Source organism: Mycolicibacterium celeriflavum, assembly GCF_010731795.1.
In the GTDB taxonomy this organism is placed as follows: Bacteria; Actinomycetota; Actinomycetes; order Mycobacteriales; family Mycobacteriaceae; genus Mycobacterium; species Mycobacterium celeriflavum.
In genome coordinates, this window is the sequence record NZ_AP022591.1 from 1,197,833 (window position 1) to 1,223,610 (window position 25,778).

At 68.1% G+C, this 25,778-nt stretch carries 23 protein-coding genes; 7 read left to right on the top strand and 16 right to left on the bottom strand.

From position 1 onward, the window contains the following. The first annotated feature begins 70 nt into the window (after positions 1-70). The gene (locus G6N18_RS05705) at positions 71-772 is read left to right on the top strand and encodes an LppX_LprAFG lipoprotein (protein ID WP_083001546.1); all 702 of its coding nucleotides are present in this window, start codon (positions 71-73) and stop codon (positions 770-772) included. Continuing rightward, positions 730-2,379, top strand: a complete 1,650-nt coding sequence (locus G6N18_RS05710; protein ID WP_272937594.1) for an MFS transporter — start codon at positions 730-732, stop codon at positions 2,377-2,379. Before G6N18_RS05705 ends, G6N18_RS05710 begins: the two co-directional genes overlap by 43 nt. Here G6N18_RS05710 and G6N18_RS24225 read toward each other — a convergent pair. Continuing rightward, positions 2,376-2,528, bottom strand: a complete 153-nt coding sequence (locus tag G6N18_RS24225; protein ID WP_165757339.1) for a hypothetical protein — start codon at positions 2,526-2,528, stop codon at positions 2,376-2,378. The genes G6N18_RS05710 and G6N18_RS24225 overlap by 4 nt on opposite strands. 174 nt (positions 2,529-2,702) lie before the next feature. Between G6N18_RS24225 and G6N18_RS05715 the strand changes: the two genes are divergently transcribed. From G6N18_RS05715 to G6N18_RS05725, 3 genes are read left to right on the top strand one after another with little or no spacing between them, the layout of a single operon-like run. Continuing rightward, positions 2,703-3,257, top strand: coding sequence for a type 1 glutamine amidotransferase domain-containing protein (locus tag G6N18_RS05715; RefSeq protein ID WP_179962369.1), 555 nt, complete (start codon positions 2,703-2,705; stop codon positions 3,255-3,257). A 46-nt stretch (positions 3,258-3,303) separates the two neighbouring features. After that, entirely contained in the window at positions 3,304-4,353 is a 1,050-nt protein-coding gene (locus G6N18_RS05720; RefSeq protein ID WP_067223826.1) for an ABC transporter permease, read from the top strand. 3 nt (positions 4,354-4,356) lie between these two features. After that, entirely contained in the window at positions 4,357-5,373 is a 1,017-nt protein-coding gene (locus tag G6N18_RS05725) for an ATP-binding cassette domain-containing protein (protein ID WP_083001544.1), read from the top strand. On the opposite strand, the gene ribD is transcribed toward G6N18_RS05725, so the two are convergent. From ribD to G6N18_RS05765, 8 genes are read right to left on the bottom strand one after another with little or no spacing between them, the layout of a single operon-like run. Further along, complete coding sequence (gene ribD / locus G6N18_RS05730; RefSeq protein WP_083001542.1) at positions 5,354-6,355, bottom strand: bifunctional diaminohydroxyphosphoribosylaminopyrimidine deaminase/5-amino-6-(5-phosphoribosylamino)uracil reductase RibD; 1,002 nt, start codon at positions 6,353-6,355, stop codon at positions 5,354-5,356. The genes G6N18_RS05725 and ribD overlap by 20 nt on opposite strands. Beyond that, a complete protein-coding gene (gene rpe / locus G6N18_RS05735; protein WP_067223906.1) occupies positions 6,352-7,029 on the bottom strand; it encodes a ribulose-phosphate 3-epimerase in 678 nt (225 codons plus the stop codon). Before rpe ends, ribD begins: the two co-directional genes overlap by 4 nt. 5 nt (positions 7,030-7,034) lie before the next feature. After that, a complete protein-coding gene (locus G6N18_RS05740) occupies positions 7,035-8,417 on the bottom strand; it encodes an RsmB/NOP family class I SAM-dependent RNA methyltransferase (RefSeq protein ID WP_083001540.1) in 1,383 nt (460 codons plus the stop codon). Further along, on the bottom strand, positions 8,414-9,343 hold the full coding sequence (fmt, locus tag G6N18_RS05745; RefSeq protein WP_083001538.1) for a methionyl-tRNA formyltransferase: 930 nt from the start codon (positions 9,341-9,343) through the stop codon (positions 8,414-8,416). The genes G6N18_RS05740 and fmt overlap by 4 nt, the downstream gene beginning before the upstream one ends. A 46-nt stretch (positions 9,344-9,389) precedes the next feature. Further along, positions 9,390-9,926, bottom strand: a complete 537-nt coding sequence (locus G6N18_RS05750) for a LemA family protein (RefSeq protein WP_067223842.1) — start codon at positions 9,924-9,926, stop codon at positions 9,390-9,392. Continuing rightward, entirely contained in the window at positions 9,920-11,737 is a 1,818-nt protein-coding gene (locus G6N18_RS05755; protein WP_083001537.1) for a DUF2207 domain-containing protein, read from the bottom strand. Before G6N18_RS05755 ends, G6N18_RS05750 begins: the two co-directional genes overlap by 7 nt. A 37-nt stretch (positions 11,738-11,774) precedes the next feature. Beyond that, on the bottom strand, positions 11,775-13,724 hold the full coding sequence (locus tag G6N18_RS05760) for a primosomal protein N' (RefSeq protein ID WP_083001655.1): 1,950 nt from the start codon (positions 13,722-13,724) through the stop codon (positions 11,775-11,777). 54 nt (positions 13,725-13,778) lie between these two features. Next, positions 13,779-14,516, bottom strand: a complete 738-nt coding sequence (locus G6N18_RS05765) for a lysoplasmalogenase (RefSeq protein WP_234806142.1) — start codon at positions 14,514-14,516, stop codon at positions 13,779-13,781. Here G6N18_RS05765 and G6N18_RS05770 point away from each other — a divergent pair. Together G6N18_RS05770 and G6N18_RS05775 are read left to right on the top strand one after the other, a co-directional pair. Continuing rightward, positions 14,515-15,474: an alpha/beta hydrolase gene (locus G6N18_RS05770; protein WP_083001536.1), complete on the top strand. Its 960-nt coding sequence runs from the start codon at positions 14,515-14,517 to the stop codon at positions 15,472-15,474. The genes G6N18_RS05765 and G6N18_RS05770 overlap by 2 nt on opposite strands. Before the next feature lie 86 nt (positions 15,475-15,560). Further along, entirely contained in the window at positions 15,561-17,042 is a 1,482-nt protein-coding gene (locus tag G6N18_RS05775) for a flavin-containing monooxygenase (protein WP_083001535.1), read from the top strand. An 85-nt stretch (positions 17,043-17,127) separates the two neighbouring features. Here the strand turns inward: G6N18_RS05775 and metK are convergent, their stop codons facing one another. The 7 genes from metK to carB all read right to left on the bottom strand — a co-directional run bounded on the left by metK (position 17,128) and on the right by carB (position 25,682). Next, a complete protein-coding gene (gene metK, locus G6N18_RS05780) occupies positions 17,128-18,336 on the bottom strand; it encodes a methionine adenosyltransferase (protein WP_067216260.1) in 1,209 nt (402 codons plus the stop codon). 112 nt (positions 18,337-18,448) lie between these two features. Beyond that, positions 18,449-19,696, bottom strand: a complete 1,248-nt coding sequence (coaBC, locus tag G6N18_RS05785; RefSeq protein WP_083001534.1) for a bifunctional phosphopantothenoylcysteine decarboxylase/phosphopantothenate--cysteine ligase CoaBC — start codon at positions 19,694-19,696, stop codon at positions 18,449-18,451. 31 nt (positions 19,697-19,727) lie between these two features. Beyond that, positions 19,728-20,045, bottom strand: a complete 318-nt coding sequence (rpoZ, locus tag G6N18_RS05790) for a DNA-directed RNA polymerase subunit omega (RefSeq protein WP_067216267.1) — start codon at positions 20,043-20,045, stop codon at positions 19,728-19,730. Positions 20,046-20,105: 60 nt separating this feature from the next. Beyond that, complete coding sequence (gene gmk / locus G6N18_RS05795; protein ID WP_067216270.1) at positions 20,106-20,681, bottom strand: guanylate kinase; 576 nt, start codon at positions 20,679-20,681, stop codon at positions 20,106-20,108. A gap of 9 nt (positions 20,682-20,690) precedes the next feature. Beyond that, on the bottom strand, positions 20,691-21,008 hold the full coding sequence (mihF, locus tag G6N18_RS05800; protein WP_003889986.1) for an integration host factor, actinobacterial type: 318 nt from the start codon (positions 21,006-21,008) through the stop codon (positions 20,691-20,693). A 511-nt stretch (positions 21,009-21,519) separates the two neighbouring features. Next, positions 21,520-22,338 (bottom strand): orotidine-5'-phosphate decarboxylase, encoded by an 819-nt coding sequence (gene pyrF, locus G6N18_RS05805; protein ID WP_083001533.1) that lies wholly within the window; start codon positions 22,336-22,338, stop codon positions 21,520-21,522. Next, the gene (carB, locus tag G6N18_RS05810) at positions 22,335-25,682 is read right to left on the bottom strand and encodes a carbamoyl-phosphate synthase large subunit (protein WP_083001532.1); all 3,348 of its coding nucleotides are present in this window, start codon (positions 25,680-25,682) and stop codon (positions 22,335-22,337) included. Before carB ends, pyrF begins: the two co-directional genes overlap by 4 nt. Positions 25,683-25,778 lie beyond the last annotated feature (96 nt).

A 25,778-nucleotide genomic window follows, 5' to 3' on the forward strand; every position in this document is an offset into this window, starting at 1 on the left:
GGCCACACCATCGCTTCTGCCGAGGCCCCGCCGACCGCTCCCACACCCGCGGACCCTCTACGATGCACTCATGCCCAAGCGCCTCGTGCTGATCTTCATAACCCTGGCCACCGCCGTCGCGTTCCTGGCGGGGTGTTCCAAGTCGGAGGAATCCACCAAGGACCTGCCGGACGCCGCGACTCTCCTGCAGCAATCCAGCGCGACGACCAAGGCCCAGACAAGCGCGCACATGAAGCTGACGATGGAGGGCCCGTCCGAGAAGTTGCCGATCGAGATGCTCGAAGGTGATCTGAGCAATGCTCCGGTTTTCACCGCCCAAGGCAAGGTCAACCTCCTGATGATGGGCCAGCGCCTCGAAGGCGTGGAGTTCAAGGTCGTTGACGGCGACCTCTACGCCTCGCTGACTCCGGGCGCCGGCTTGTCGAATTTCGGCCCCGCCGCCGAAATCTATGACGCCTCGCTCATCCTCAACCCCGAGACGGGCGTGGCCAACGTGCTGGCCAACTTCTCTGACCCGAAGGCCGAGGGCCGCGAGACGATCAACGGTGTCGAGACTGTCCGCATCACCGGGAACGTCAGCGCCGACGCGGTCAACAAGATCGCGCCGCAGATCGGCGCGACCGGTCCGGTGCCCGGGACCGCGTGGATCGCAGAGGACGGCGACCACAAGCTGGCCCAGGTCAAGCTGCAGACCGACTCGGACACCAACATCACCATGACGCTGTCGGAGTGGGGCAAGCCGGTGACCGTCGCCAAGCCGCCGGCCGCCTGATGTCGCTTTCAGTGCCAGCGACGGACGCTGGAGCCGCGCCAACGACGACGTCGAATCGCCGGATCGCGATCAGCGCGGGCGGCCTCGCGGTACTGCTCGGCGCGCTCGACACCTACGTCGTCGTCGCGATCATCAGGGACATCATTCTCGACCTCAGCATCCCGATGAACCAGCTGCAACGGGTGACGCCGATCATCACCTGTTATCTGCTGGGCTACATCGCCGCCATGCCACTGCTGGGCCGCGCATCCGACCGGTTCGGCCGCAAATTCATCCTCCAACTCAGCCTGGCGGGGTTCGCGGTCGGCTCAGTGGTCACCGCGATGTCGAATGACCTTGTTCCAATGGTGATCGGCCGCACGATCCAGGGTGTCGCCAGCGGCGCGCTGCTCCCGGTCACACTCGCGCTGGCCGCCGATCTGTGGGCCAGCCGCAACCGGGCCTCGGTACTGGGCGGGATCGGCGCCGCGCAGGAGTTGGGCAGCGTGCTAGGCCCGCTCTACGGCATCGGTGTGGTCACGGCCCTGAATACGTGGCGCGACGTCTTCTGGATCAACGTTCCGCTGGCTGCCGTTGCCATGGTGCTCATTCACTACAGCCTGCCCGCCCGGCTCAAACCCGAAAACCCGGAAAGAGTCGACGTGGCCGGGGGCGTACTGCTGGCCATCGCGCTCGGCTTGACCGTGATCGGGCTCTACAATCCCGCTCCCGACGGCAAGAAGATCCTGCCGAGCTACGGACTGCCGGTGCTCTTGGCAGCGGCGGTGGCCCTGGTGGCCTTCTTCGTTTGGGAGCGGTTCGCCCGCACCCGGCTGATCGAACCGGCCGGCGTGCATTTCCGGCCTTTCCTGGCTGCGCTAGGTGCATCGCTGTGCGCGGGTGCGGCGCTGATGGTGACGCTCGTCAACGTCGAACTGTTCGGGCAGGGTGTTTTGGGTGAGGACCAGACCGGAGCGGTTCTTCTGCTGCTGCGCTTCTTGATCGCTCTGCCGATCGGCGCCGTGATCGGCGGATGGATTGCAACCCGGATCGGTGACCGCGTGGTCGCCTTCGCCGGCCTCATGATCGCCGCGGGCGGGTACTGGTTGGTCTCTAACTGGGGCATCGATGTGCTGTCCACCCACCACGACCTCGGCTTTGTCGCCCTGCCTGTGCTCGACACCGACCTTGCGATCGCCGGCCTCGGGCTAGGGCTGGTCATCGGGCCCCTGACCTCCGCGACGTTACGGGTAGTCCCAGCCGCCCAGCACGGCATCGCATCGGCGGCCGTGGTCGTGGCGCGCATGGTCGGCATGCTGATCGGCCTCGCCGCGCTGACGGCTTGGGGGCTGTACAAGTTCAATGTGTATTTGCAGGAGCGCCTCGACGCCCTGCCGGCGCCAACGGCAGATAGCCCTGGCGGCTTGTTGGCCGCTCAAACCGCACGGCTTTCACGGGCGACCGTGGAGGCCTACACCATGCAGTACGGGGTCATCTTCCTGGCAACAGCGGTGGTCTGCGTCGTCGGCGCCTTGCTCGGCCTACTGATCAGCGGGCGCAACGAGCATGCCGACGAACCGGCAGCCGTCGACGAGACAGCCGACGCAGACCCGGTCAGCGGCCTCTAGCAGCGCTCGAGACCGGGGCGCAACAGCGCGGGCTCTGCTGGCCGCGCCGCCTCCTCGTCGGGCTGGCCCCGGAAGGTGTCGCAGATCAACGCCTTGAGGGTGCGGGGGGCAAGTGGGCGATAGCTGAGCCAGTCCTGCAGTGCAGTCATGGGTCGTCGTCCTTCGTTCGTGCTCACCAGCGCGCAAATCGTCGGTGAAAGCGCGATTACAACGGGGCCGCCGTGGCCCGCTCTGGTACGAGTGTACCGACGCAACAGGGCTGATTGGCTCCTTGCCACGCCGGGTATGCGTGCGGTCACACCCACGTCAACGGAGAAAAGCTGATGGCAAGTTCACTGACTGGCAAGAAGATTGCGTTCCTGGTCGCACCCGAAGGCGTCGAGCAGGTCGAGTTGACCGAACCATGGAAGGCCGTCGAACAGGCCGGCGGCACCCCGGAGTTGGTGTCGACGGAAGTCGGCAAGATTCAGGCGTTCAACCACCTGACCCCGGCCGACACATTCGAGGCCGAGAAATCCGCCGATTCCGTGGCGGCGTCCGACTACGCGGGCCTGGTGCTGCCGGGAGGCGTCGCCAACCCGGACAACCTGCGCATGAACGCCGACGCGGTCGCGTTCGCAAAGAGCTTCTTCGATGCGGGCAAGCCGGTAGCGGTCATCTGCCACGGACCCTGGACGCTGGTCGAGGCGGACGTGGTGCGCGGGCGCACCATGACATCCTGGCCGAGCGTGAAGACCGACCTCGTCAACGCGGGAGCCAACTGGGTCGACGACGAGGTGGTCGAATGCTCGCGTGGGCCAAACACTTTGGTGTCCAGCCGCAAACCGGATGATCTGCCTGCGTTCTGCAACACGCTGGTGAGCGCTTTCGCCAAGTAGCCCAAACCCGGCCCGCCGACCGACGCCCCTGGGTAACGTCGCGAACATGCTCCTCGCCGCGCTTCGCGACATGCAGTGGAGAAGGCGGCGTTTCGCGATCGCGGTGCTGTCCACCGCGATCATCTTCGGGATGACACTGGTTCTGACCGGGTTGGCCAACGGTTTCCAGACCGAGGCCGAGCGTACGGTCGACTCGCTCGGGGTCGACCAGTTCGTGGTCAAGGCCGGCGCATCGGGTCCGTTCGTGGGCGCGACACCGTTCGCGCCCGTTGAATTGCGGCGCATCGCCGCCGCACCCGGCGTCGAGGCGGCCGCTCCCCTGGCCTATGCCGGTGGCACCGCGACTCTCGACGGTGAGACGCGCAACGTCGACATCTTCGGTGCGCCGGAACGCGGTCCGGGTATGCCGGCTGTGACGGAAGGGCGCCCGCCGAGAGATCCCGACGAAGTAGCGGTCTCGACCACACTGGGCCGCGGTGTCGGCGATGAAGTCGAGATCGCTTCGCGGACGCTGCGTATCGTCGGCCTCGTGGAGAACTCGACCGCGCTGGCGAACCTGCCCAACGTGTTCCTGACCACCCAGGGCGCGCAGCGGCTGATCTACGGCGGTGAGCCGCTGGTCGCCTCGATCGGTGTTCGCGGGTCACTGGAGCGGGTGCCGGACGGCTATCGCGCCGTCGACCGCGCGGGTGCGATCGAGGATCTGCTTCGGCCGCTGAAAGTGGCGGTCAACTCGATCACCATCGTCGCGGTCCTGCTGTGGATCGTCGCGGCGTTGATCGTGGGATCGGTCGTCTATCTATCCGTGCTCGAACGGCTGCGAGATTTCGCCGTGTTCAAAGCGATTGGGGTGCCGACGCGTTCGGTGATGGCCGGGCTGGCGCTGCAAGCGGTGATCGTGGCGTTGCTGGCGGCACTGGTCGGGGCGGGGCTGTCGCTGTTGCTCGGGCCGCTGTTTCCCATGCAGGTCATCGTGCCGACGCAGGCGTTCGTCGCGCTGCCGATCGTCGCGGTGGTGATCGGCCTGATCGCCAGTGCGGCGGGCCTGCACCGCGCGGTCGCCGTCGATCCCGCGCTGGCATTCGGGGGTCCGTGACCCATGGGTGATCTGTCCATCCAGAACCTGGTGGTCGAGTACTCGAGCGGCGGGCACACATTGCGACCGATCGACGGGCTGAACCTCGATGTCACGGCCGGCTCGCTGGTGATCCTGATGGGGCCGAGCGGATGCGGGAAGACGACGCTGCTGTCCTGCCTCGGCGGAATCCTGCAACCCACAAGTGGCACCATCAAATTCGGGGACGTTGACGTGACGTCGTTGAGCGCCAAAGACCTTGGGACATACCGGCGCGAGACAGTGGGTTTCGTGTTCCAGGCGTTCAATCTCGTGCCGAGCCTCACTGCGGTCGAGAACGTGATGGTGCCGCTGCGCGCCTCGGGCATGTCGCGCCGTGCCTCGCGCAAGCGGGCCGAGCAGCTGCTCGGGCGCGTGGGCCTGGAGGACCGCCTCAAGCACCGGCCCGGCGATCTCAGCGGCGGGCAGCAACAGCGGGTGGCGGTGGCCCGCGCGATCGCGTTGGACCCGCCGCTGATCCTGGCCGACGAGCCCACTGCGCACCTGGACTTCATTCAGGTCGAGGAAGTACTGAAGCTGATCCGCGAGTTGGCCTCCGGTACCCGGATGGTGGTCGTCGCGACACACGACAGCCGCATCCTGCCGTTGGCCGATCGCGTGGTCGAGATGGTGCCCGACTTCGCGTCGGTGGACCGCCCGCCGGAGAGCGTGGAGCTGGAGACCGGTCAGGTGCTCTTCGAGCAGGGCACGATGGGCGACCTCATCTACATCGTGACTGAGGGTGAGATCGAAATCGTGCGTGCACTTCCCGGCGGCAGCGAGGAGATGCTGAAGCTGGCGACCAAGGGCGACTACTTCGGCGAGATCGGCCCTCTGTTCCACCTGCCGCGGTCGGCGACCGCACAGGCGCGTACCGATGCGACGGTGATGGGCTACACGGTCCAGGCATTCCGAGAACAGCTGGGGGCGGCCGGGGTACGCGAACTCATCGAGCACCGTCCGCTGGCCGCCGAGGAAGCAGCTACCCCGGAACGAGGCTGAGCAGCACGTCGGGGCCGATCGGTTCGATCCCGTCGAACCGCCACCGCTGGGCGTGCGCGATGCTCAGCACCCCGACGTCGTCGACGGCGGTTATCGGGCCGCCCAACAGGATCGGCGCCACATAGGCCAGGATGCGGTCGATGACCCCGGCGCGCAGGAAGGCGCCCGCCAACGTGGGGCCGCCCTCGAGCAGCACATCGGTGCGATCGGAAAGCGCCTTGATGACCTCGTGCGGGTCGTGGGTGCGGATCACCATTGTGCGCGAGTCGTCGTTGAGAACCCTTGCTTCCTGGGCGATTTCACGTTCGCCCACGACGACCCGCAATGGCTGACGGTCGGCCAGCGTGCCGTCCGGCAGCCGCGCGGTGAGCACCGGGTCGTCGGCGAACACCGTGCCGGTGCCCACCACGATCGCATCGGCGACACGACGCCTGCGGTGTACGTCGGCCCGCGCGGCCTCGCTCGTGATCCACTGGCTGCTGCCGTCCGCCGCCGCGCTGCGACCGTCGACGCTCGTCGCGAACTTCCACGTCACATGCGGTGCTCCGGTGCGCTGCTTGTGCAACCACTCGCGCAGCGAGCCGCCCGCCACCGCATCGGCGAGCACACCCGCAGCGACGGTCAGCCCCGTGTCGGCAAGTCGCGCCGCTCCGCCGGCGGCAACCGGATTCGGATCAGTCACCGCGTAGACAATTGTCGAAACGCCCGCTGCGACAAGGGCGTCGACGCAAGGCGGTGTCCGGCCATGGTGATTGCACGGCTCGAGTGTCACAACGGCGGTGCCGCCGGCGGCGCGCTCACCCGCCCGGCGCAGCGCGAGCACCTCGGCGTGCGGACCACCGGAGGGTTCGGTCGCGCCCACACCGGCCACCTCGTTGTCGCGATCCAGGATCACCGCTCCCACAGGCGGATTAGGATAGGTGGCGCCCTTGACCTTGTCCGCCTGTTGGATCGCCAGCCGCATCGCGGCCTCGAGGTTCATAGCCGCAGGTGCTTGGACGCGACGGCGGCTTGACGACGCAACGATTCCACCGCAGCGGCGGGGTCCTCTGCGCTGTAGACGGCCGACCCCGCGACGAAGCAGTCCACTCCCGCCTCGGCGGCCTGCTCGATAGTGTCCGCATTGATGCCGCCGTCGATCTCGACGACGATCGTCAGCTCACCTGCGTCCACCAGACGCCGGGCCGTGCCGACCTTGACCAGCACCTCGGGAATGAACTTCTGGCCACCGAAGCCCGGCTCCACCGACATGATCAGCAGCGTGTCGAACTCCGGCAGGATTTCCAGATACGGCTCCAGCGGAGTGCCGGGCTTGACCGAGAGCCCCGCCTTGGCGCCCGCGGCGCGGATGTCGCGGGCGACGCCGACGGGGTTGTCGGTGGCTTCGGCGTGGAAGGTCACGTTGTACGCGCCCGCTTCGGCGTACGGCGGCGCCCACCGATCGGGATCCTCGATCATCAGATGGCAGTCCATCGGGATGTCGGTCACCTTCAGCAGCGCCTCCACGACCGGCTGACCGATGGTGAGGTTCGGCACGAAGTGGTTGTCCATCACGTCGACGTGCAGCCAGTCCGCACCCGGCACCGCGGCGGCTTCGTCGGCGAGCCGGGCGAAGTCGGCGGCCAGGATCGACGGCGCGATAAGCGGTCCTGCCATGCGCCTCACCCTACTTTGAGGGCGGCCGCGAACATCGCGTCGGTGCCGTGCCGGTGCGGCCACAACTGCACGTACGGCCCGGCGCCGAGGTTGTCGACGGGCTCGCCCGCCGGGAAAAACAAGGGCCGGGCGTCCAGGGCAGTCACCGGGTGTCGGCGCAGCGCGTCGGCGACCACACCGACGGTCTCGGCGAGGTGCGGCGAGCAGGTCGCGTACAACACCACGCCCCCGGGGCGCGTCAGCCGGATCGCCGAGGCCAGCAGTTCGCGTTGCAGTTTGGCGAGCGGCGGCACGTCGGATGGCTGGCGCCGCCATCGGGCCTCCGGTCTGCGCCGCAGCGCACCCAGCCCGGTGCACGGCGCGTCCACCAGCACCCGGTCGAAGCCGGTTTCCACACCGGGGTCGCGGCCGTCGACACGCAGCACCTCGACCGGAAGGCCGCGGGTGTTCTGCTCGACGAGGTCGGCGCGTACGGGCGCGGGCTCGACCGCGGTGACGCGCCCCTCACCGGCCAGCGCGGCGAGCAAGGCGGTCTTGCCGCCGGGACCCGAGCACAGGTCGAGCCACCGGCCGCCGTCTTCGCCGTCGAGTTCGGCCAACGTGAGCGCGCGCGCCACGAGCTGACTGCCTTCGTCTTGCACCAGCGCCGTGCCCTCACGCAGCGCCTGCAGTCGGCCCGGGTCGCCGCCGGCCAGATACACGGCGTACGGCGAATAGCGGCCGACCGTGCCGCCCACCTGGGTGGCCAGATCCGCCGCGGTCAACACCCCGGGCCGGGCCGCGAGGTGAACCGCCGGTCGAGCGTCGTCGCTGGCGAGCAGCGCGTCGAGTTCGCCGGCGTCGGCGCCCAACGCATCGGCGAAGGCCTGGGCGATCCAGCGTGGATGCGCGTGGACGAACGCCGTGTGGCCGACCGGATCGGTGCTCGCGTCGGGTGCCAGCTCTTCGACCCAGGACTGCTCGTCGCGCGACGCGATGGTGCGCAGCACGCCGTTGACGAAACCGGCTCGCGCCGAGTCGAACTCGATGCCGGCCTGCTCGACGGTGGTGGACACCGCAGCGTGGTGTTCGACCCGCGTGCGCAGCAACTGATAGGCGCCGAGTCGAAGCAGGTCGAGCAGGACGGCATCGATTCTGTCCGGCGGACGGTCGGCGGCCCGGCTGATGACGGCGTCCAGCAGGCCTTTCGTCCGGCACGTCCCGTAGGCGAGCTCGGTGGCGAAAGCGGCGTCGCGGCCGCTGATCCCGCGATCACGCAGGATCGCCGGCAGTGCGAGGTTGGCGTAGGCGTCCTTCTCCGAAACCGCCCGCAGCACGTCGAACGCCGCGCGGCGCGCCGGGTCGAGAGGTTGGCGCCGCTGGCGCGGACGCTTGCGGGGATGCGTCATTCGGCTCGCGCCGTGTCGTCGAGTCGGGCGCCGCGGGCCCAGTCGGCCGCGTTCATCGATTTCTTACCGGGCGGCTGGACCGTGCCGAGCAGCACGGGGGCGGACGCGGTGCCGATGCGCGCACCGGTGCGGTTGGTCCGAAGCGCGCCGGGCGGCAGGCTTTCTGATTGGTCGTCGATGCTGACGGGGCCCAGTTTGATCCGTAGGTCGCCGATCATCGTCCAGGCGCCGGGGTTCGGTGTGACGGCCCGGATGCGTCGCTCGACGACGTGCGCGGGCAGATCCCATCGCACCCGGGCCTCGTCGACGGTGATCTTCGGCGCTATCGTCACGCCCTCCGACGGCTGTGGCACCGGGGCGAGCGTCCCGTCGGCGATCCCGTCGAGTGTTGTCTCCAACAGCGCCGCACCCGAAACCGAAAGGCGCTCAAGCAGTTCGCCCGCGGTGTCGGTGGGTCGGATGGTTTCGGTGACCACGCCGTAAACAGGTCCCGAGTCGAGGGCCGGCTCGATCTGGAACGTCGTCGCACCGGTAACGGTGTCACCGGCGGCGATCGCGGCCTGCACCGGCGCGGCCCCGCGCCAGGCGGGTAACAGTGAGAAGTGCAGGTTGACCCAGCCGTGCCTAGGCACCGCGAGCAGTGCGTCCTTCATCAGGGCCCCGTAGGCGACGACGGCGCAGCACTCCGGGGCTAGCTCGGTCAGTTCGGCGACGAACTCGTCGGAGTTGGGCTTCGGCGGCCGCAGCACCGGGATGTCGTGCTCGAGTGCGAACCGGGCCACCGGCGACGGGGACGGTTTGCCGCGCCGGCCCGACGCGGCGTCGGGGCGGGTCAGCACCGCGATGACGTCGTGACGAGGCGACTCGACGAGTCGGCGCAGCGACGGCAGGGCGGGCTCGGGCGTCCCGGCGAAGACGATGCGCACCGCGCCAGTCTAGAGAGGGCACTCGGCGCCGATACCGATGCGTGTTTCAGCGCGGCGTCTGGTAGTACTCGCGCTCCGCCACCCCAGTCAGCGGCGCGACGAACATCCACGGGATCGTGGTGATCAACCGGTTCAGTGTGGCGACCGAGTCGTTGTAGTACTGGCGCGCGAACGCCAGCTTGTTCTCGCTGTCTGTGAGGTTCTCCTGCAAGTTGAGGAAGTTGTTCGACGAGTTCAGCTGCGGATAGTTCTGTCCGAGCGCCAGCAGCGGGGCCAACGCAGTGTCGAGGTCCTTCTCGGCGGTGCTGCGCTGGGCCACCGATGTACCCGCCGTCGCCGACGTCAACGCCGCCCGGGCGTTGGTGACGTGGTCGAGAATGCCCTTCTCATGTGCGGCGAAGGTCTGCACGGTGTGCACGAGGCTCGGGATCAGCGATGCGCGGCGGGTGAGCTCGACGTCGATACCGCTCAGCGCCTCGGCAACTCGCACGTCGGCCGCACGCAGCTTGTTGTAGCCGACCACGAACACGATAAACGCCAGCACCGCCAGCACCAGCGCAACCACCAACAAAAAGGTCACCATGATCCGCCTCCTCCTCCGCCCCCGCCGCCGCCACCACCGCCGCCGCCGCTGAAGCCGCCACCACCACTGCTGCCGCCACTGGACGACTGCGATGCGGTGTAGGCGCCGATCGACGACGACAACGCCGACTCGAAGCTGTCGAAGCTCGCCCCGCCGGAACCACCGACGAAGCCCACGCCGCTGGTCGAGGATGAGTTGTACCAATACGGTTGCGGTGCAGGTGTACCCGTGGCCGCCTCGTACTTCTTGGCCCACAGCGCCGCGGCGCCCGCGGCGACCGCGAACGGGACATAGGCCGAGTAGAGATCCTTGTGTGCCCCGAAGTCGAACCGCGCTTCAGCCGAGTCGGTCGTCAGCAGCCGGTGGAAACCGCCTGCGCGCGACCATAGTTCGCGGCCCGCCTCGGTTCGGCGGGTCCCCACACCCGCGGTCCACGACCGGATCGACAGCAGGAAGAAGGCGGCGAAGGGCAACGCCCACATCGTCGTCGGGAACACCCACCGGAAGATGCCGAACAGCATGAACAAGAATGCGATCGCGTTCGCGGTGCGGACCCACAGCTCCTTCCTGCGCTTGACGAGCAGCTTGTTGTCGATTGCCCACTTCTGGACGGCTTTGGCCATGTCGGTCTTGGCCTTGGTGAGCTTTTGTCCGGACTTGACGGTCTTCTTGGCTTCGAACTCGGTGCCCGGGCCCATCGCTTTCAACGCCGACCCGACCGCCACGCTGACCGGGTCGACGCCGAGCCACGCGCTGCGCTCGGCGATACCCCGGACACGCCAATGCTGGTCGCTCATCTGACGCAGTTCGATCAGCTCGCGCTCGGCGAGGTAGAACAGCGTGGCGGTGAGCCCGTTCTTGGGAACCGCTTCTGTCCGGATGTACTCGGTCTGGACCGGGCCCAGACCGGGCGGCGGCGCGTACTGCAATGGAAATCCGGGCGACGGTTCCACAGTGGTGCGGTACCACAGCAGCGCGGCCGCACCGGCTGCCACGGTCAGGGCCCCGACCAGCAGGACACCGGTCAACGACTGGCCGAGCACGCGGTCCCAGGTGTGCGTCCACGGCAGTTCGGCGCGCGGCGGGGTGGCGACTTCGACACCTGCACGCACCGTTACCGGGGTGTGCGGTGCGAGGTACTGCGCTAAGAGCTCGACTTTGTTGCCCGTGACCGTCAAGTTCCGGCACGGGGCGCCGACACCGTAGCCGACCGAGCACTGAACGTGGGCGACGTTGCCGGGCAGGCGAATCGAGATATCGGCCCGCTGGATGCGGTTGTTCCAGGCCGGCGCGATCACATTCCAGAAGAACACCGAGTCCGATGCGGCGGGCTCACCGGTCGACGAGGCGAATCTTCGGTCAGCGCCGGCGTTTCCGGGATCGAGAACGCCGTCGATGGAGTAGCGGATCTCGAACACGTGCTCGCCGTAACTGAGGTACTGCTCGGGATCGCCGATTTTGGCCACCCGGAACCGCTCCCCGTCCTCCCACAGCATCTGATACGACACCCACTCGCCGTCGAGGAGAATCGACTTGATTTTCGGCGTCTGCCGGACGTGAGGGTTGTTGGGATTGGTCACATCCCAGTACCGGAAGATCCCGTGCCTGCCGCCGGGGAAGTCCGCCGTGATTATTTCCACGGCGTCGAGTCGTCCGTTGTCGTTGACGACGAAGTCCGCGTCGTAGTCGGTGATGACAACCGGGTCGTCGACAGGCGCCGCGTCCGAGCCGCCGCCGGCGAAGATCACCGGCCACAGCAGCCCGAAGGCGAGCAGCAGCAAGGTGATCGACCACGCGAACAATCGGCGCATGCGGACCTCCTGTCCTGCCCGTTGCCGGGTGTCCGGTTCACCCTATGTGCAGCGGGTCGATCTGGATGCGAACCGGCTGTTGATCGTGGCGGGCGCTGAGCACCGCAGCCGCCCGTCGCAGGGCAGAGGACAGCGCCAGGCCGGTGACGCGGGGCACCCGGACGAGCATCCTGATCACCGTGCCGTCGGTAGGGATGCCGGGCGGCCGGCGCGCGCCGACCGGAAGATCGACCGGTCCCAACCGCTCGGCGCCGTCGGGCAGTGCTGCGGTGTCGAGCAGCGAGTGGACCGCCTCGGGGACACCGTCGATCGCGGCCATGTGCACGGCCGGCGGCAGGCCGACGTCGGTGCGGGAGTTCAGTTCAATGTCGGCGTGGCCGACCGGATCCCAGCGGATCAGCGCCTGCACCGTCGGTATCGCGGACTCGGCGACCACCGCGACCACCCCACCGTCCGCCCGACTGCGCACCCGAGCCCCTGCGGCCATCCAGCGGCGCAGGGCATCCTCCGCGGCTCGCAAGTCCTGTCGACCGAGAAGCGCCCAACTGTCCAGCAGCAGCGCGGCGCCGTAGCCGCCGCCCGAGACGGCGGGTTCCGCACCGGGCGTAGCGACCACGACCGCCGGATGCGGCGGCACTTCGGCCACCATCGCGTCGCCGCCGGAGGTGATGACCGTCGTCCCGGGGAAAGCGCGGCCGAGCTCCTCGGCGGTGCGCCGGGCCCCGACAACGACCGCGCGCACTGCGTCCGAGCCGCATCGGGCGCAGCGCAAGGCGGTATGGGTCCGGCCACACCATCGGCACACCGCGCCAGCGGCATCCCGATCCGGCAGCGACAGCGGGCCGGTGCAGTGCCTGCACCGGGCGATGGTCCGACACCGCGCGCACGCCAGCGCCGGCACATATCCGCGGCGGGGCACCTGAACCAGCACCGGCGCGCCGGACTCCAACGCCTTGCGCGCCGCCTGCAGCGCCATCGAGGGCAGCCGGGCCGACCGGGCGGCCGGATCGCGTTCCTGCTCGAAACCGCTGTCGTCGAGGGCGATCACGCGCGGGGAGGCCGCCCGCACCACCGGCCGAAGCGCGACCAGGTCGTGCGCCCAGCCGCTGCGCACGAGCGCCTGCGCCTCGGCGGTCCTGGCGTAGCCGCCGATCAATGCGGCGCAACGGAGTTGGTGCGCGCGCAGCATCGCCACCTCCCGCGCATGCGGATACGGTGCCCGGGGCTCGGCGAGCGTGTCGTCGCCGTCGTCCCACACCATCACCAGGCCGAGGTCGCCGACGGGCGCGAACACCGCGCTGCGGGTGCCGATGACGAGCCGGGCGTCGCCGCGCAACACCGACAACCAGCGTCGGTAACGTTGCGCGGGGCCGAGTCCCGCCGACAGCGCCACCACGCGCGCGTCGTCGACGAAGCGGACGGCTGCGGTGTGCAGCGCGTCGATGTCACGCTGATCGGGAACGATCACCAACACGCCACGTCCGGAGTTCACGGTGACCGCCGCGGCTTCGGCCAGTCGGTCCGGCCACGCTTCCCCGGGGAGCGCCTGCCAGACCGCGCGCGCCGCGCGGCCGTCGGCCAGCGCCGCGACGAACTGGTCGCCGCGGCCATAGGCGGACCAGGGGGCCGTGTCGACCGGGTCGGCGGTGAACGTCACCGACTCCGGTGGGTCCTGCTTCTCGACCCGGGCATGACGTGGTGGTATCGCCAGCCGCAACACGTCCGCGCGGGTGCCCGCATAGCGCGCCGCGACGGCGTCGGTGAGGCGGCGAATCTCCGGCGTCAGCACCGGCTCCGGTGACACCACCCGGTCCAACCACCCGAGCTTGCCGACATGATCTGTGTCGGAACGTCTTTCGAGAATGAAAGCATCGACCAGCCGACCGTGGAACCGTACCCGCACCCGGACGCCGGGCTGCGCGTCGTCGGACTGCTCGGCAGACACCAGATAGTCGAATTCGCGGTCGAGATGCGGCACGGTCAGCATGGGCAGCACGCGCGCGATCGGCTCGTGCTCAGCCTGCTGCCGGGGGCTCTTCACCTACGAAGTGGTAGCAGACCGCGCGGACATCTCGGCCGTCCGGCCGAAGAAGAACCCCGCCGTGATCAGCAGCAGCGACGTCGCATACGCCCACCAGATCGGCACTGCCAGCGCCTCTGAGTGTGGTGGGGTCAAGACGAACTTGCCGATGCCGATCATTGCATCGGACACCGCGAAGCACACCGCACCGAGAGCGGTCCACGGTGTCGGCAGGCGCGCCAGCAGTGCGGCGCACACCATCGCGCCGAGCACTGCGATGTACAGCGTGACAGGTACCGCCATACCGTCGTCGATCAACCGCGGCCAGAACCACACCAGCAGGGCCAGGCAGGCCGCGACGGTGATCGCCGCAGCGGCCAGCCGCGGCGCCGAAGCGGCGGCCAGGGGCCACAGGGCCGCCAGAAAGCACAGGTGCGCGACAAGGAAAGCGCCCAACCCCAGCACGAACGACGGCTCCCACCAGGGCAGCGCCAACAGGACGTCGCCCGCCGCGGAGAACAGCAGGGCAGCCACCAGCCAGCGTCGTTCGCGGACGATCGGGTGGGTCAGCGCGGCCGCCGCGAGCAGCACCGCCGCAGCCGCCTTCGCCGCGGGCTGCAGCGCGAACTGGCCGGTGAGTTCGGCGCCCGCGGGAAGCCGCACCGCGGTCACGATCAGGAAGACGCCGTAGCAGGGTCCGACAACCGCCGCCGCCACCCACAGACGCCTGGTCCAGGGGTGAACGTACGGTGTCTGCATGTCAGACGCTGAAGTAGGGCCGGCCAGCCCGGAGCCCATAGACGCCATTCTGCTGAAGGTACTTGAGAAGGTCCCGTTTCAGTTGTCAACCGAAGGCGGAGCCCAGGCCGCACGGCAGCGGTTCGATGCGCTGCCCCGTGTGGAGACCAATCCCGAGGTTCGTGCCGAGGGCCGTACGGTCGACGGGCCCGGCGGGCCGATCCCGGTACGGTTGTACCGCCCGCCCGCGGGAACCGACACCACCCCGCCGGTCGTGCTGTTCTTCCACGGCGGCGGCTGGTCGGTGGGCGATCTCGACAGCTACGACAGCACCGCGCGTCGGCACGCGGCCGACGCCGACGCGGTGGTGATCTCCGTCGACTACCGGCTTGCGCCCGAGCATCCCTATCCCGCCGCCGTCGACGACGTGTGGGCGGTGACGCAGTGGGTCGGCACACACGCCGACGAGTTGGGAGTCGACGCCGATCGAATCGCGGTAGCGGGTGATTCGGCGGGCGGCAACCTCGCCGCGGTGGTGTCCCAGCTGGCACGCGACGCGGGCGGACCGCCGATCCGCTTCCAGCTGCTGTGGTATCCGGCGACGACGTGGGACGTGTCGCTGCCGTCATTCAAGGAGAACGCCGACGCGCCCATCCTGAACTTTGCTGCGGTGACGGGATTTTCACGTTGGTACGTGGGGGACATGGATCTGCGTGACATGCCCGCGACGTTGGCGCCGGCCCGCGCGAAGGACCTCACCGGTCTGCCGCCCGCCTACATCGCCGTCGCGGGCCACGATCCGCTGCGCGACGACGGCGCCCGTTACGCCGAGCTGCTGGCCGCCGCGGACGTGCCCGTCGAACTGCACAACGCCGAAACGCTGATACACGGTTATCTCGGTTATGCGGGTGTGGTGCCGGCCGCGACCGAAGCCACCGAGCGGGGACTGTCGGCGCTGCGTCGCGCGTTGCACGGGTGATGCGGTCGAGTGTGGCCTGATGGCTTCATGATGTAGCGCCGGGCCGGTACCGTGGGCGCAACGTCATGGCATCGACGGGAGGCCCTATGACAGCGCCGGATCACGACACCGTCATCGTCGGCGCCGGATTCTCCGGCATCGGCACCGCGATCAAGCTCGACAAGGCAGGGATGGGTGACTACCTCGTCGTCGAGGCCGGCGAGGGACCGGGCGGGACGTGGTACTGGAACACGTATCCCGGTATCGCCGTTGATATTCCGTCGTTCTCCTACCAGTTCTCCTTCGAGAAGAGCCCGAACTGGACGCGGAGTTACGCGCCCGGAAAGGAGCTGCAGGCCTACGCCGAGCACTGCGTCGACAAGTACCGTTTGCGGCCGAAGATCCGGTTCAACACCAAGGTGACCGGTGCGACGTTCGACGACGAGGACAGCCTGTGGCGCGTCGAACTCGATACCGGCCAGCAGGTCACGTCCCGTTTCCTGGTCAACGCCAGCGGGGTGCTGATCACTCCGAACCTGCCCGATATCGACGGCGTCGACTCGTTCGCCGGCGTGACCATGCACACCGCCCGTTGGGACCACGGGCAAGACCTGACCGGGAAGCGGGTCGCGATCATCGGCACGGGCGCCTCAGCGGTGCAGGTCATCCCTGAGATCGCTCCGATCGTCAAGCAGCTCACGGTTTTCCAGCGCACTCCTATCTGGTGCTTCCCCAAGCCCGATGTGCCGCTCTCGCCGCTGATGCGGCGGTTGATGCGGCTTCCGGGCGGCCACACGGTGCAGCGCCTGCTCAGCCAGGCATACGTCGAGCTCACCTTCACGCTGCCCGCGCAGTACTTCACCCTCAACCCGATGGCCAAGAACATGTCCAAAGTCGGTGAGGCGTATCTGCGCAAGCAGGTCGACGACCCGGAAGTGCGCGACAAGCTCACGCCGCGCTACGCCGTCGGATGCAAACGACCCGGCTTCCACAACACGTATCTGTCCACGTACAACCGCGACAACGTCGAGTTGGTCACCGAACCGATCGACAAGATCACCGGATCCGGGGTCGCCACCGTCGACGGCGTGACGCGCGACGTGGACGTGCTGATCCTGGCGACCGGGTTCAAGGTGATGGACGTCGACGAGATGCCGACCTATCCACTGACCGGGTCGGGCGGGCTGACATGGAGCCGGCTCTGGAACGAGCAACGCCTGCAGGCCTATGAGGGCGTCAGCGTACCGGGATTCCCCAACTTCTTCTCAGTGTTCGGCCCGTACGGCTATGTCGGGAACTCCTACTTCACGCTCATCGAGACGCAGACGCACCACATCGTGCGTTGCCTGACGGCGGCCCGTCGCAAGCACGCGAAGCGCGTCGAGGTGAAGCAGGAGGCCAACGACCGCTATTTCGCCGAGATGATGCGCAAGCGGCACCGCCAGATCTTCTGGCAGGACAGCTGCCAACTCGCCCGCAGCTATTACTTCGACAAGAACGGCGACGTTCCGCTGCGGCCTGCGAGCACCCCGGAGACGTACTGGCGCAGCCGCCGCTTCCCGCTGTCGGACTACGCGTTCACGTCCTGAGCCCAATCGCCTCGAGACCGACGAAATGGCTGAAATCAGCTGCTGAAAAAGACCATTTCGTCGGTCTCGCGGATGGCGGGGAAAACTAGACGGCGGCCTTCAGCTCGTCGACCTTGTTGAGCTGCTCCCACGGCAGGTCGACGTCGGTGCGGCCGAAGTGGCCGTACGCGGCGGTCTGCGCGTAGATCGGGCGCAATAGGTCCAGGTCGCGGACGATCGCGCCGGGTCGAAGGTCGAACACCGACGTGATGGCCTTCTCGATGCGGGCCGGGTCGACGGTCTCGCTGCCGAAGGTCTCGACGAACAGCCCGACCGGAGCTGCCTTGCCGATCGCATAGGCGACCTGCACCTCGACGCGCTCGGCCAGCCCCGCTGCGACCACGTTCTTGGCCACCCAGCGCATCGCGTACGCCGCCGACCGGTCCACCTTGGACGGATCCTTGCCCGAGAACGCGCCACCGCCGTGACGGGCCCAGCCCCCGTAGGTGTCGACGATGATCTTTCGACCCGTCAGGCCCGCGTCACCCATCGGGCCGCCGAGCACGAACTTGCCGGTCGGGTTGACCAGCAGCCGGAAGTCGGAGGTGTCCATCGTGTCGTGGTTCAGGTCGGCCAGCACCGTGTTGACGACCTTCTCGCGGATGTCCGGCGTCAGCGTCGCCTCCAGGTCGATGCCCGCGGCGTGCTGCGTCGAGAGCACCACGGTGTCCAGGCGCACCGGGGTGGTGCCGTCGTACTGCACGGTGACCTGGGTCTTGCCGTCGGGCCGCAGGTAGCCGAGCACGCCGTTCTTGCGCACCTCGGTCAGCCGCCGCGACAGCCGGTGCGCGATTGCGATCGGTAGCGGCATCAGCTCCGGGGTGTCCTTGATGGCATAGCCGAACATCAGACCCTGGTCGCCGGCGCCCTGCAGGTCCAGCGGGTCGCCCGCCCCTTCCACCCGGGTCTCGTGGGCAGTGTCGACACCCATTGCAATGTCGGGCGACTGCTTACCAATGCCGATGTTGACGCCGCAGGTCTCGCCGTCGAAGCCCTTCTCCGACGAGTCGTAGCCGATCGAGAGGATGCGCGCCCGCACGGTGTTGGTGATGTCGGCGAACGCCTCCTTGGCCTCCGTCGTGACCTCGCCGACGACGTGCACCTGCCCGGTGGTGACCAGCGTCTCCACCGCAACCCGCGACCTGGGGTCGTCCGCGAGCAATGCGTCGAGCACAGAATCACTGATGGCGTCGCAGATCTTGTCGGGGTGACCCTCGGTTACCGACTCACTGGTGAACAGCCGAGCTTCGCTCACGGTGTTGATCCTCCAAAACTTAGTTCATCGAATTATATCTGTGCCCTGTTGCACATAAGCGTGTGCGCCGGTTGCGTGCAAGCTTTACACGCAGCCAGGTGCGTGATTCGAGCTACCCGCCGCCCTGCAGGAACGCCACGATCGCGTCCACGATACGGCTGGCCATCAGAGTTTTCGAACCATGTTCCAGCGCGGATTCCGTGCCGTCGGCCGCGAGCAGCCAGCCGTCGTTGTTGTCGACTTCGAACGCCCGATTCTCGCCCACGGCATTGACCACGAGCAAATCACACCCCTTGCGGCGCAACTTAGCGCGGGCGTGGTGGAGCACGTCGCCGTTCGCATCACCGGTCTCCGCAGCGAATCCCACGATCGCGCGCATATTGGGTAACTGGCCGTCGGCGCGCGCCCGCACGGTGCCCGCCAGCACGTCCTCGGTCCGGGTCAACTCGATGACCGGGGCCGCGGCGTTCGGGTCGGCGGACTTCTTGATCTTGCTGGTCTGCATCCGCGTCGGCCGGAAGTCGGCGACCGCGGCGGCCATCACCAGCACGTGAGCATCCGGGGCGTGTTTGGACACGGCGTCCTTGAGCTGGGCCGCCGACCCGATATGGACGACATCGACGCCTGCCGGGTCGATCAGCCCGATGGTGTTTCCCGCGATCAGCGTGACCTCGGCGCCGCGTTGAGCCATCACGCGCGCCATCGCGTACCCCTGCTTGCCCGAACTGCGGTTGCCGATGAACCGCACCGGGTCGATCGGCTCACGGGTGCCGCCCGCCGAAACCAGCACCTTGACGCCGGCCAGGTCGTAGGTCAGCGCGTCCGGGCGGGTCAGCAGGAGTTGGGCCAACGTGGTGATCTCCTCGGCTTCGGGCAGCCGGCCGGCACCGCTGTCGGAACCGGTCAGCCGGCCCGACGCGGGTTCGAGCACGATGGCACCGCGGCGGCGCAGCGTGGCGACGTTCTCCACCGTCGCCGGGTGAAACCACATCTCGGTGTGCATCGCCGGAGCGAACAGCACTGGACATCGAGCGGTCAGCAGCGTGGCGGTCAGCAAATCGTCCGCCCGTCCCGCCACGGCGCGGGCCAGCAGGTCCGCGGTGGCGGGCGCGACGACGACGAGGTCGGCTTCCTGGCCGAAGCGGACGTGCGGCACCTCATGGACGTCATCCCAGACCCCGGTGTGGACCGGGTTACCGGAGAGCGCTTCGAAGGTGGCGGCACCGATGAAGCGCAGGGCCGACTGGGTGGGGACGACGCGGACGCTGTGGCCTGCTTCGGTGAGCTGCCTGACCACGGTCGCGGCCTTGTAGGCGGCGATACCACCGGCGACGCCGACGATGATCCGCTTGGGCTCCATGGCGGCGGCTCCCCTATGACTCGCTGTGCTGCTACTCGCCTTCGGTGTGCTCGAGCAGGTCGCCGTGGATCTCGCGCAGCGCGATCGACAGCGGCTTCTCCTGAAGCCCGGGCTCGACCAGCGGGCCGACGTATTCGAGGATGCCGTCGCCGAGTTGGTTGTAGTAGTCGTTGATCTGGCGCGCGCGCTTGGCGGCGTAGATCACCAGCGCATACTTGCTCGACGCGCGGTCCAGCAACTCGTCGATGGGCGGATTGGTGATGCCCAGCGGCGTGTCGTAGGCGCCGGCGCCGGACGTGTCGATGTCGTCCACAGCGGCCAGCTGCGCATCGGCGTGCGGGGTGCTCACGTAGAAAATCTCCTGAAGTTCAGATGCTTTGGGCCGGTCCGCGCGTGTCGTGCGCCTTAACTAAGTCCGGTTCACCAGCAAGGATACCAATTCGGCGCAGGCAGACTCCAATTGGCTGTTCACGACGACCGTGTCGAAGTCGTCCTGGGCGGCCAGTTCGGCCCGCGCGGTCGCCAGTCGACGCTCCATCACCTGGGGGGACTCGGTGCCCCGCCCGGTCAGCCGACTCTCGAGTTCTGCCCAGCTGGGCGGGGCGAGGAACACGGTGAGCGCTTCGGGCATGGCCTTCTTGACCGCCCGCGCGCCGGCAAGGTCCACCTCGATCAGAACGGGTCTCCCGGCCGCAATGGCCTCGCGAACGGGCTGGGCGGGGGTCCCGGAGAGGTGCAGGCCGCCGTGGATCTCGGCCCATTCGAGCAGCGCGCCGTCGGCGATCAACTCACGGAATCGGTCAGCTGTCACGAACGTGTAGTCGACACCGTCGACCTCACCGGGGCGTGGGGCCCTGGTGGTCACGGACACGCTGAAGTGCAGGTCGGGAATGCGTTCGCGCAGACAGCGGACGATGGTCGACTTCCCGACGGCTGAGGGGCCGGACAGCACAACTACCCGGCCGGCCCCTCGGCCGGCGCTCAACTTCTGCGCCTAGGACTGGTCGAACTTTTCCAGCAGCGCCTTGCGCTGACGATCGCCGAGGCCGCGCAACCGGCGGGTCGGCGCGATCTCGAGTTCGGTCATGATTTCCTGCGCCTTGACCTTGCCCACCTTGGGCAACGCCTCCAGAAGCGCGGAAACCTTCATCTTGCCCAAGACCTCATCGGTCTCGGCGTCCTTGAGCACCTGCTTGAGGTTGGTGCCGCCGCGCTTGAGCCGATCCTTCAACTCGGCTCGGGCTCGACGTGCGGCGGCAGCCTTCTCCAACGCGGCCGCGCGCTGTTCGTCGGTCAACTGGGGAAGGGCCACGGGTTCCTCCGTCTCATCGCCATCGATTGTTACTGCCTCGGCTGATAGGGAAAATCCAGAACAGCCAGCGACGACGACCGTACCCACGCGGACTGACGAAAGCGAACGCCACCCCCTGGTTACGGCGTCAAAAGCCCAGCGTGTAGGGCGGTCGTGGACGCGACGTTTGAAGCGCCCCACGGCGCCCAGGGCGCGAAGTTCTCGCTTCCCGCGGCCGGAACTTCCTGCATTTCAAGGCAATTCGCGTCCTGGAACCCACGATTTCGCGCCCACGGCGCGTGACCTGCGCCACAACAGAGGGTCGTCGGAGGGTCCGAAAAGAAAATTCTCGCTGGTCATGCGGTTTCGGGCGTGTCGCGAACGCACGGGTCGGCGCCGTGCTGTGACCCCTGTTGCAGATGTTTCAGCAGTTGCCTCTGTGGTCTCACCCTCATTCGAGGCTCGCGAATCTGCGCTGAGCGTCGTGCTCCCGCGCCGATCACAGCCCTGCCGGCAGTCTCGCGAACGTGATCTAGGCCAAATATGCGACCGCGTCGCGCATCGCCTCCGCGGCGGACCGCAACGCAGCGACGCCAGGACCGGCGCGGAGCACCTCTCGGGAGACCGCGGGGAGCAACTGGCCCGGCTTGGCTCCGCCGAGGCCACCGAGCGCCTCCGGGCGCCCGCCCTGCGCCCCGACGCCCGGGACGAGCACGGGGCCGCCGAGCGCGCTGACGTCGGGTGGGTCGGCCAGGGTGGCCCCGACGACGACGCCGATCGGACCGGGTTCTTGCGAAACGGCCCGGTTGACCTCCGCGGCGGCGTCCACGATCGACTGCGCGACGGTCCGGCCGCCGGCGTCGGCGCGCTGGACGGCCGCGCCTTCGGGGTTCGAGGTGGCGGCGAGCACGAACAACCCGCGGTCGTTGGCCACGGCGGTGTCGATCAACGGCTGGAGACTCCCGAAGCCCAGGTACGGCGATGCGGTCACGGCGTCGGCCGCCAGCGGCGAATCGCCGGCCCATGCGGCGGCGTAGGCGGCCATCGTGGAACCGATGTCGCCTCGCTTGGCGTCGGCGAGCACCAGCACTCCCGCGTCGCGGAGTGCGGCGATGGTGTGTTCGAGCACCGCGAACCCGGCGGCGCCGTACGCCTCGAAGAACGCGACCTGCGGTTTGACGATCGCAAAGCCCGCGAAAGCCGTCACGCAGACGTCGCAGAACCGGCGCAAACCCTCGGCGTCCGTCGACAACTCCCACGCCCGCATCAACTCCGGATGCGGATCGATGCCCAGACACAGCGGCCCGCGGCGGGCCACCGCGGCGGCCAACCGCGGACCGAAACCGGTCACTGGCCCAGCGCGCTGTGCAGTTCCTGTAGCGACATCACGCCGATGTCGCCGCGGATACCCGCCTCGATGCCCTGCACCGCCGCGGACGCGCCCTGCACGGTCGTCACGCACGGAATGCTGTTGGCCACTGCCGCGGACCGGATCTCGTAGCCATCGATGCGGGGACCGGAGTTGCCGTACGGAGTGTTGATCACCATGTCCACCTCCCCGCTCTTGATCAGGTCGACGGCCGACGCCGCCGGCCTGCCCGCGCTCGGTTCCTGGAAATGTTTGCGCACTTCTTCGCACGGAATTCCGTTGCGCCGCAGCATCTCCGCGGTGCCTTCGGTGGCCAGCACCCGGAAGCCGAGGTCGGCGAGCCGCTTGACGGGAAAGACCAGCGAACGCTTGTCGCGGTTGGCCACCGACACGAAAACCGTGCCCTGCGCGGGTAGCGATCCGTAGGCGGCGGTCTGGCTCTTGGCGAACGCGCTACCGAAGTCGTGATCGATGCCCATCACCTCGCCAGTCGATTTCATCTCCGGTCCCAGCAGCGAGTCGATCTGCGAGCCATCGTGTTTGCGGAACCGGTTGAACGGCAGCACCGCCTCCTTGACGGCCACCGGCGCGTTTCGGGCGGTCGTCCCACCGTCGCCAGTGCGTGCCAGCACACCCTCCTCGCGCAGCGCAGCGATGGTGGCGCCCAACATGATTCGAGCGCACGCCTTGGCCAGGGGCACCGCGGTGGCTTTCGAGACGAACGGCACGGTTCGACTGGCGCGCGGATTGGCCTCCAGCACATAGAGCACGTCGTCCTTGAGCGCATACTGCACATTGAGCAGTCCGACGACTCCGATACCATGGGCGATCGCCTCGGTGGCGCGCCGCACCGCGTCGATGTCACTGCGGCCCAGCGTCACCGGCGGCAGGGCGCAGGCCGAGTCGCCGGAATGGATACCGGCCTCCTCGATGTGTTCCATCACGCCGCCGATGTAGACCTCGGTGCCGTCGCACAGCGCGTCGACGTCGATCTCGATGGCGTCCTCGAGGAAGCGGTCGACCAGCACCGGGTGCTCGGGCGACAACTCGGTGGCGCGGGTGATGTAGCCGTCCAGCGTCTCGTCGTCGTAGACGATCTCCATGCCGCGCCCGCCCAGTACGTACGACGGCCGCACCAGTACCGGATAGCCGATGTCGGCGGCGATGCGCCGCGCCTGGTCGATGCTGGTGGCCATGCCGAACTTCGGCGCCGGGAGTCCCGCGTTGGTGAGCACCTCGCCGAATGCGCCGCGGTCCTCGGCCAGGTCGATGGCCTTCGGGCTGGTGCCCACAATCGGCACGCCCGCCTTCTCCAGCCGTTCGGCCAGTCCGAGCGGTGTCTGGCCGCCGAGTTGCACGATCACCCCGACAACGCCGGGTCCCCCTGCGCCAGAGGCTTGCTCGGCGAAATACACCTCGAGGACGTCTTCGAAGGTGAGCGGCTCGAAGTACAGTCGGTCGGCGGTGTCGTAGTCGGTGGACACCGTCTCGGGGTTGCAGTTGACCATCACGGTCTCGAACCCGGCCTGGCTCAGCGTCGTCGCGGCGTGCACGCAGCTGTAGTCGAATTCGATGCCCTGACCGATGCGGTTCGGGCCCGAGCCGAGGATGAGCACCTTGGGCTTCTCGGCCTGCGGCGCCACCTCGGTTTCGGCGGCCGGATCCAGCTCGTAGCTGCTGTAGTGATACGGCGTCTTGGCCTCGAATTCGGCCGCGCAGGTGTCGACGGTCTTGTACACCGGATGGATTCCGAGGCGCTGGCGCAGCGCCCGCACGCCGACCTCGCCGGCGAGTTCGGGTCGCAGCGCGGCGATCTGGCGGTCCGACAGCCCGTGGTACTTGGCGCGGCGCAGCAGATCCGCGTCCATCACCGGCGCGTCGACGATCTCGGCGCGCAGCGTGACCAGTCCGGCGATCTGCTCGACGAACCAGGGGTCGACGCCGGACGCCTTCGCCACCTGTTCAACTGTGGCGCCCTTGCGCAGCACCAGTTCCAGGTCGTACAGGCGGCCGTCGGACGGCGTCGCGAGCCGGGTCAACAACTCCTCGACGGTGACGGTGTCTTCATCAGGGTCGGCTTTGGTCCAGAACCCGGCGCGACCGGTCTCCAGCGAGCGCATCACCTTGCCGAGCGCTTCGATGAAGTTACGGCCCAACGACATCGCCTCGCCGACCGACTTCATCGTGGTGGTCAGCGTGCCGTCGGCGCCGGGAAACTTCTCGAACGCGAAGCGAGGCGCCTTGACGACGACGTAGTCCAGCGTCGGCTCGAAACAGGCCGGCGTCTCCTTGGTGATGTCATTGACGATCTCGTCGAGCGTGTAGCCGATGGCCAGCTTGGCCGCGATCTTGGCGATCGGGAATCCGGTTGCCTTGGACGCCAACGCGCTCGAGCGCGACACCCGCGGATTCATCTCGATCACGATCAGCCGCCCGTCGACCGGGTTGACGGCGAACTGGATGTTGCAGCCGCCGGTGTCCACACCGACCTCGCGCAGGATCGCGATGCCCAGGTCGCGCATCGTCTGGTACTCGCGGTCGGTGAGCGTCATCGCCGGTGCGACGGTGACGGAGTCGCCGGTGTGCACACCCATCGGGTCGAAGTTCTCGATCGAGCACACCACGACCACGTTGTCGCGGCCGTCGCGCATCAACTCGAGTTCGTATTCCTTCCAGCCGAAAATCGACTCCTCGATGAGCACGTTCGCGCTCGGCGACGCTGCAAGTCCGTCGCCGGCCATCCGGTCGACGTCCTCGGCGGAGTACGCCATGCCCGAACCCAGGCCGCCCATGGTGAAGGAGGGGCGCACCACCACCGGCAGACCGAGATCCTCGACGGTCTCGCGGACCTCGTCCATCGTGAAACACACACGGGAGCGGGCTGATTCGCCGCCGACCTTCGCGACGATGTCCTTGAACCGCTGCCGATCCTCGCCGCGCTGGATCGCCTCGAAGTCCGCACCGATCAGCTCGACGTCGTAGCGCTCCAGCACACCGTTCTCCGACAACGCGACCGCGGTGTTCAACGCCGTCTGCCCGCCGAGTGTGGCCAGCAGACCGTCGATCTTGTTGCCGCGCTCGGCCTGCTGGGCGATGACCCGTTCGACGAACGCCGGTGTGATCGGCTCGACGTAGGTGTGGTCGGCGTATTCCGGGTCGGTCATGATGGTCGCCGGGTTGGAGTTGATCAGGCTGACCTGCAGCCCCTCGGCGCGCAGCACGCGGCACGCTTGGGTGCCGGAGTAATCGAACTCGGCGGCCTGGCCGATCACGATGGGCCCCGAGCCGATCACCAGGACATGGTTGAGATCAGTCCGCCGCGGCATCAGCTGTCCCTTCTCCCGCGAGCGTGCGTGTCTGCACACGACACGCCGCTGGTTTCCAGCAGTTTGTGCACACTCGTGACCCGGTGAGAGAGCGCC

Coding starts and splice junctions, on each gene's coding strand:
- G6N18_RS05740 (WP_083001540.1), bottom strand. CDS start 8,417: ATGACGCATCCCCGCAAGCGTCCGCGCCAGCGGCGCCAACCTCTCGAC.
- G6N18_RS05715 (WP_179962369.1), top strand. CDS start 2,703: ATGGCAAGTTCACTGACTGGCAAGAAGATTGCGTTCCTGGTCGCACCC.
- carB (WP_083001532.1), bottom strand. CDS start 25,682: ATGCCGCGGCGGACTGATCTCAACCATGTCCTGGTGATCGGCTCGGGG.
- G6N18_RS05755 (WP_083001537.1), bottom strand. CDS start 11,737: ATGCGCCGATTGTTCGCGTGGTCGATCACCTTGCTGCTGCTCGCCTTC.
- coaBC (WP_083001534.1), bottom strand. CDS start 19,696: ATGGAGCCCAAGCGGATCATCGTCGGCGTCGCCGGTGGTATCGCCGCC.
- G6N18_RS05725 (WP_083001544.1), top strand. CDS start 4,357: ATGGGTGATCTGTCCATCCAGAACCTGGTGGTCGAGTACTCGAGCGGC.
- G6N18_RS05705 (WP_083001546.1), top strand. CDS start 71: ATGCCCAAGCGCCTCGTGCTGATCTTCATAACCCTGGCCACCGCCGTC.
- G6N18_RS05720 (WP_067223826.1), top strand. CDS start 3,304: ATGCTCCTCGCCGCGCTTCGCGACATGCAGTGGAGAAGGCGGCGTTTC.
- G6N18_RS05775 (WP_083001535.1), top strand. CDS start 15,561: ATGACAGCGCCGGATCACGACACCGTCATCGTCGGCGCCGGATTCTCC.
- G6N18_RS05770 (WP_083001536.1), top strand. CDS start 14,515: ATGTCAGACGCTGAAGTAGGGCCGGCCAGCCCGGAGCCCATAGACGCC.
- G6N18_RS05750 (WP_067223842.1), bottom strand. CDS start 9,926: ATGGTGACCTTTTTGTTGGTGGTTGCGCTGGTGCTGGCGGTGCTGGCG.
- G6N18_RS24225 (WP_165757339.1), bottom strand. CDS start 2,528: ATGACTGCACTGCAGGACTGGCTCAGCTATCGCCCACTTGCCCCCCGC.
- G6N18_RS05765 (WP_234806142.1), bottom strand. CDS start 14,516: ATGCAGACACCGTACGTTCACCCCTGGACCAGGCGTCTGTGGGTGGCG.
- ribD (WP_083001542.1), bottom strand. CDS start 6,355: ATGAACCTCGAGGCCGCGATGCGGCTGGCGATCCAACAGGCGGACAAG.
- rpe (WP_067223906.1), bottom strand. CDS start 7,029: ATGGCAGGACCGCTTATCGCGCCGTCGATCCTGGCCGCCGACTTCGCC.
- G6N18_RS05760 (WP_083001655.1), bottom strand. CDS start 13,724: ATGCTGACCGTGCCGCATCTCGACCGCGAATTCGACTATCTGGTGTCT.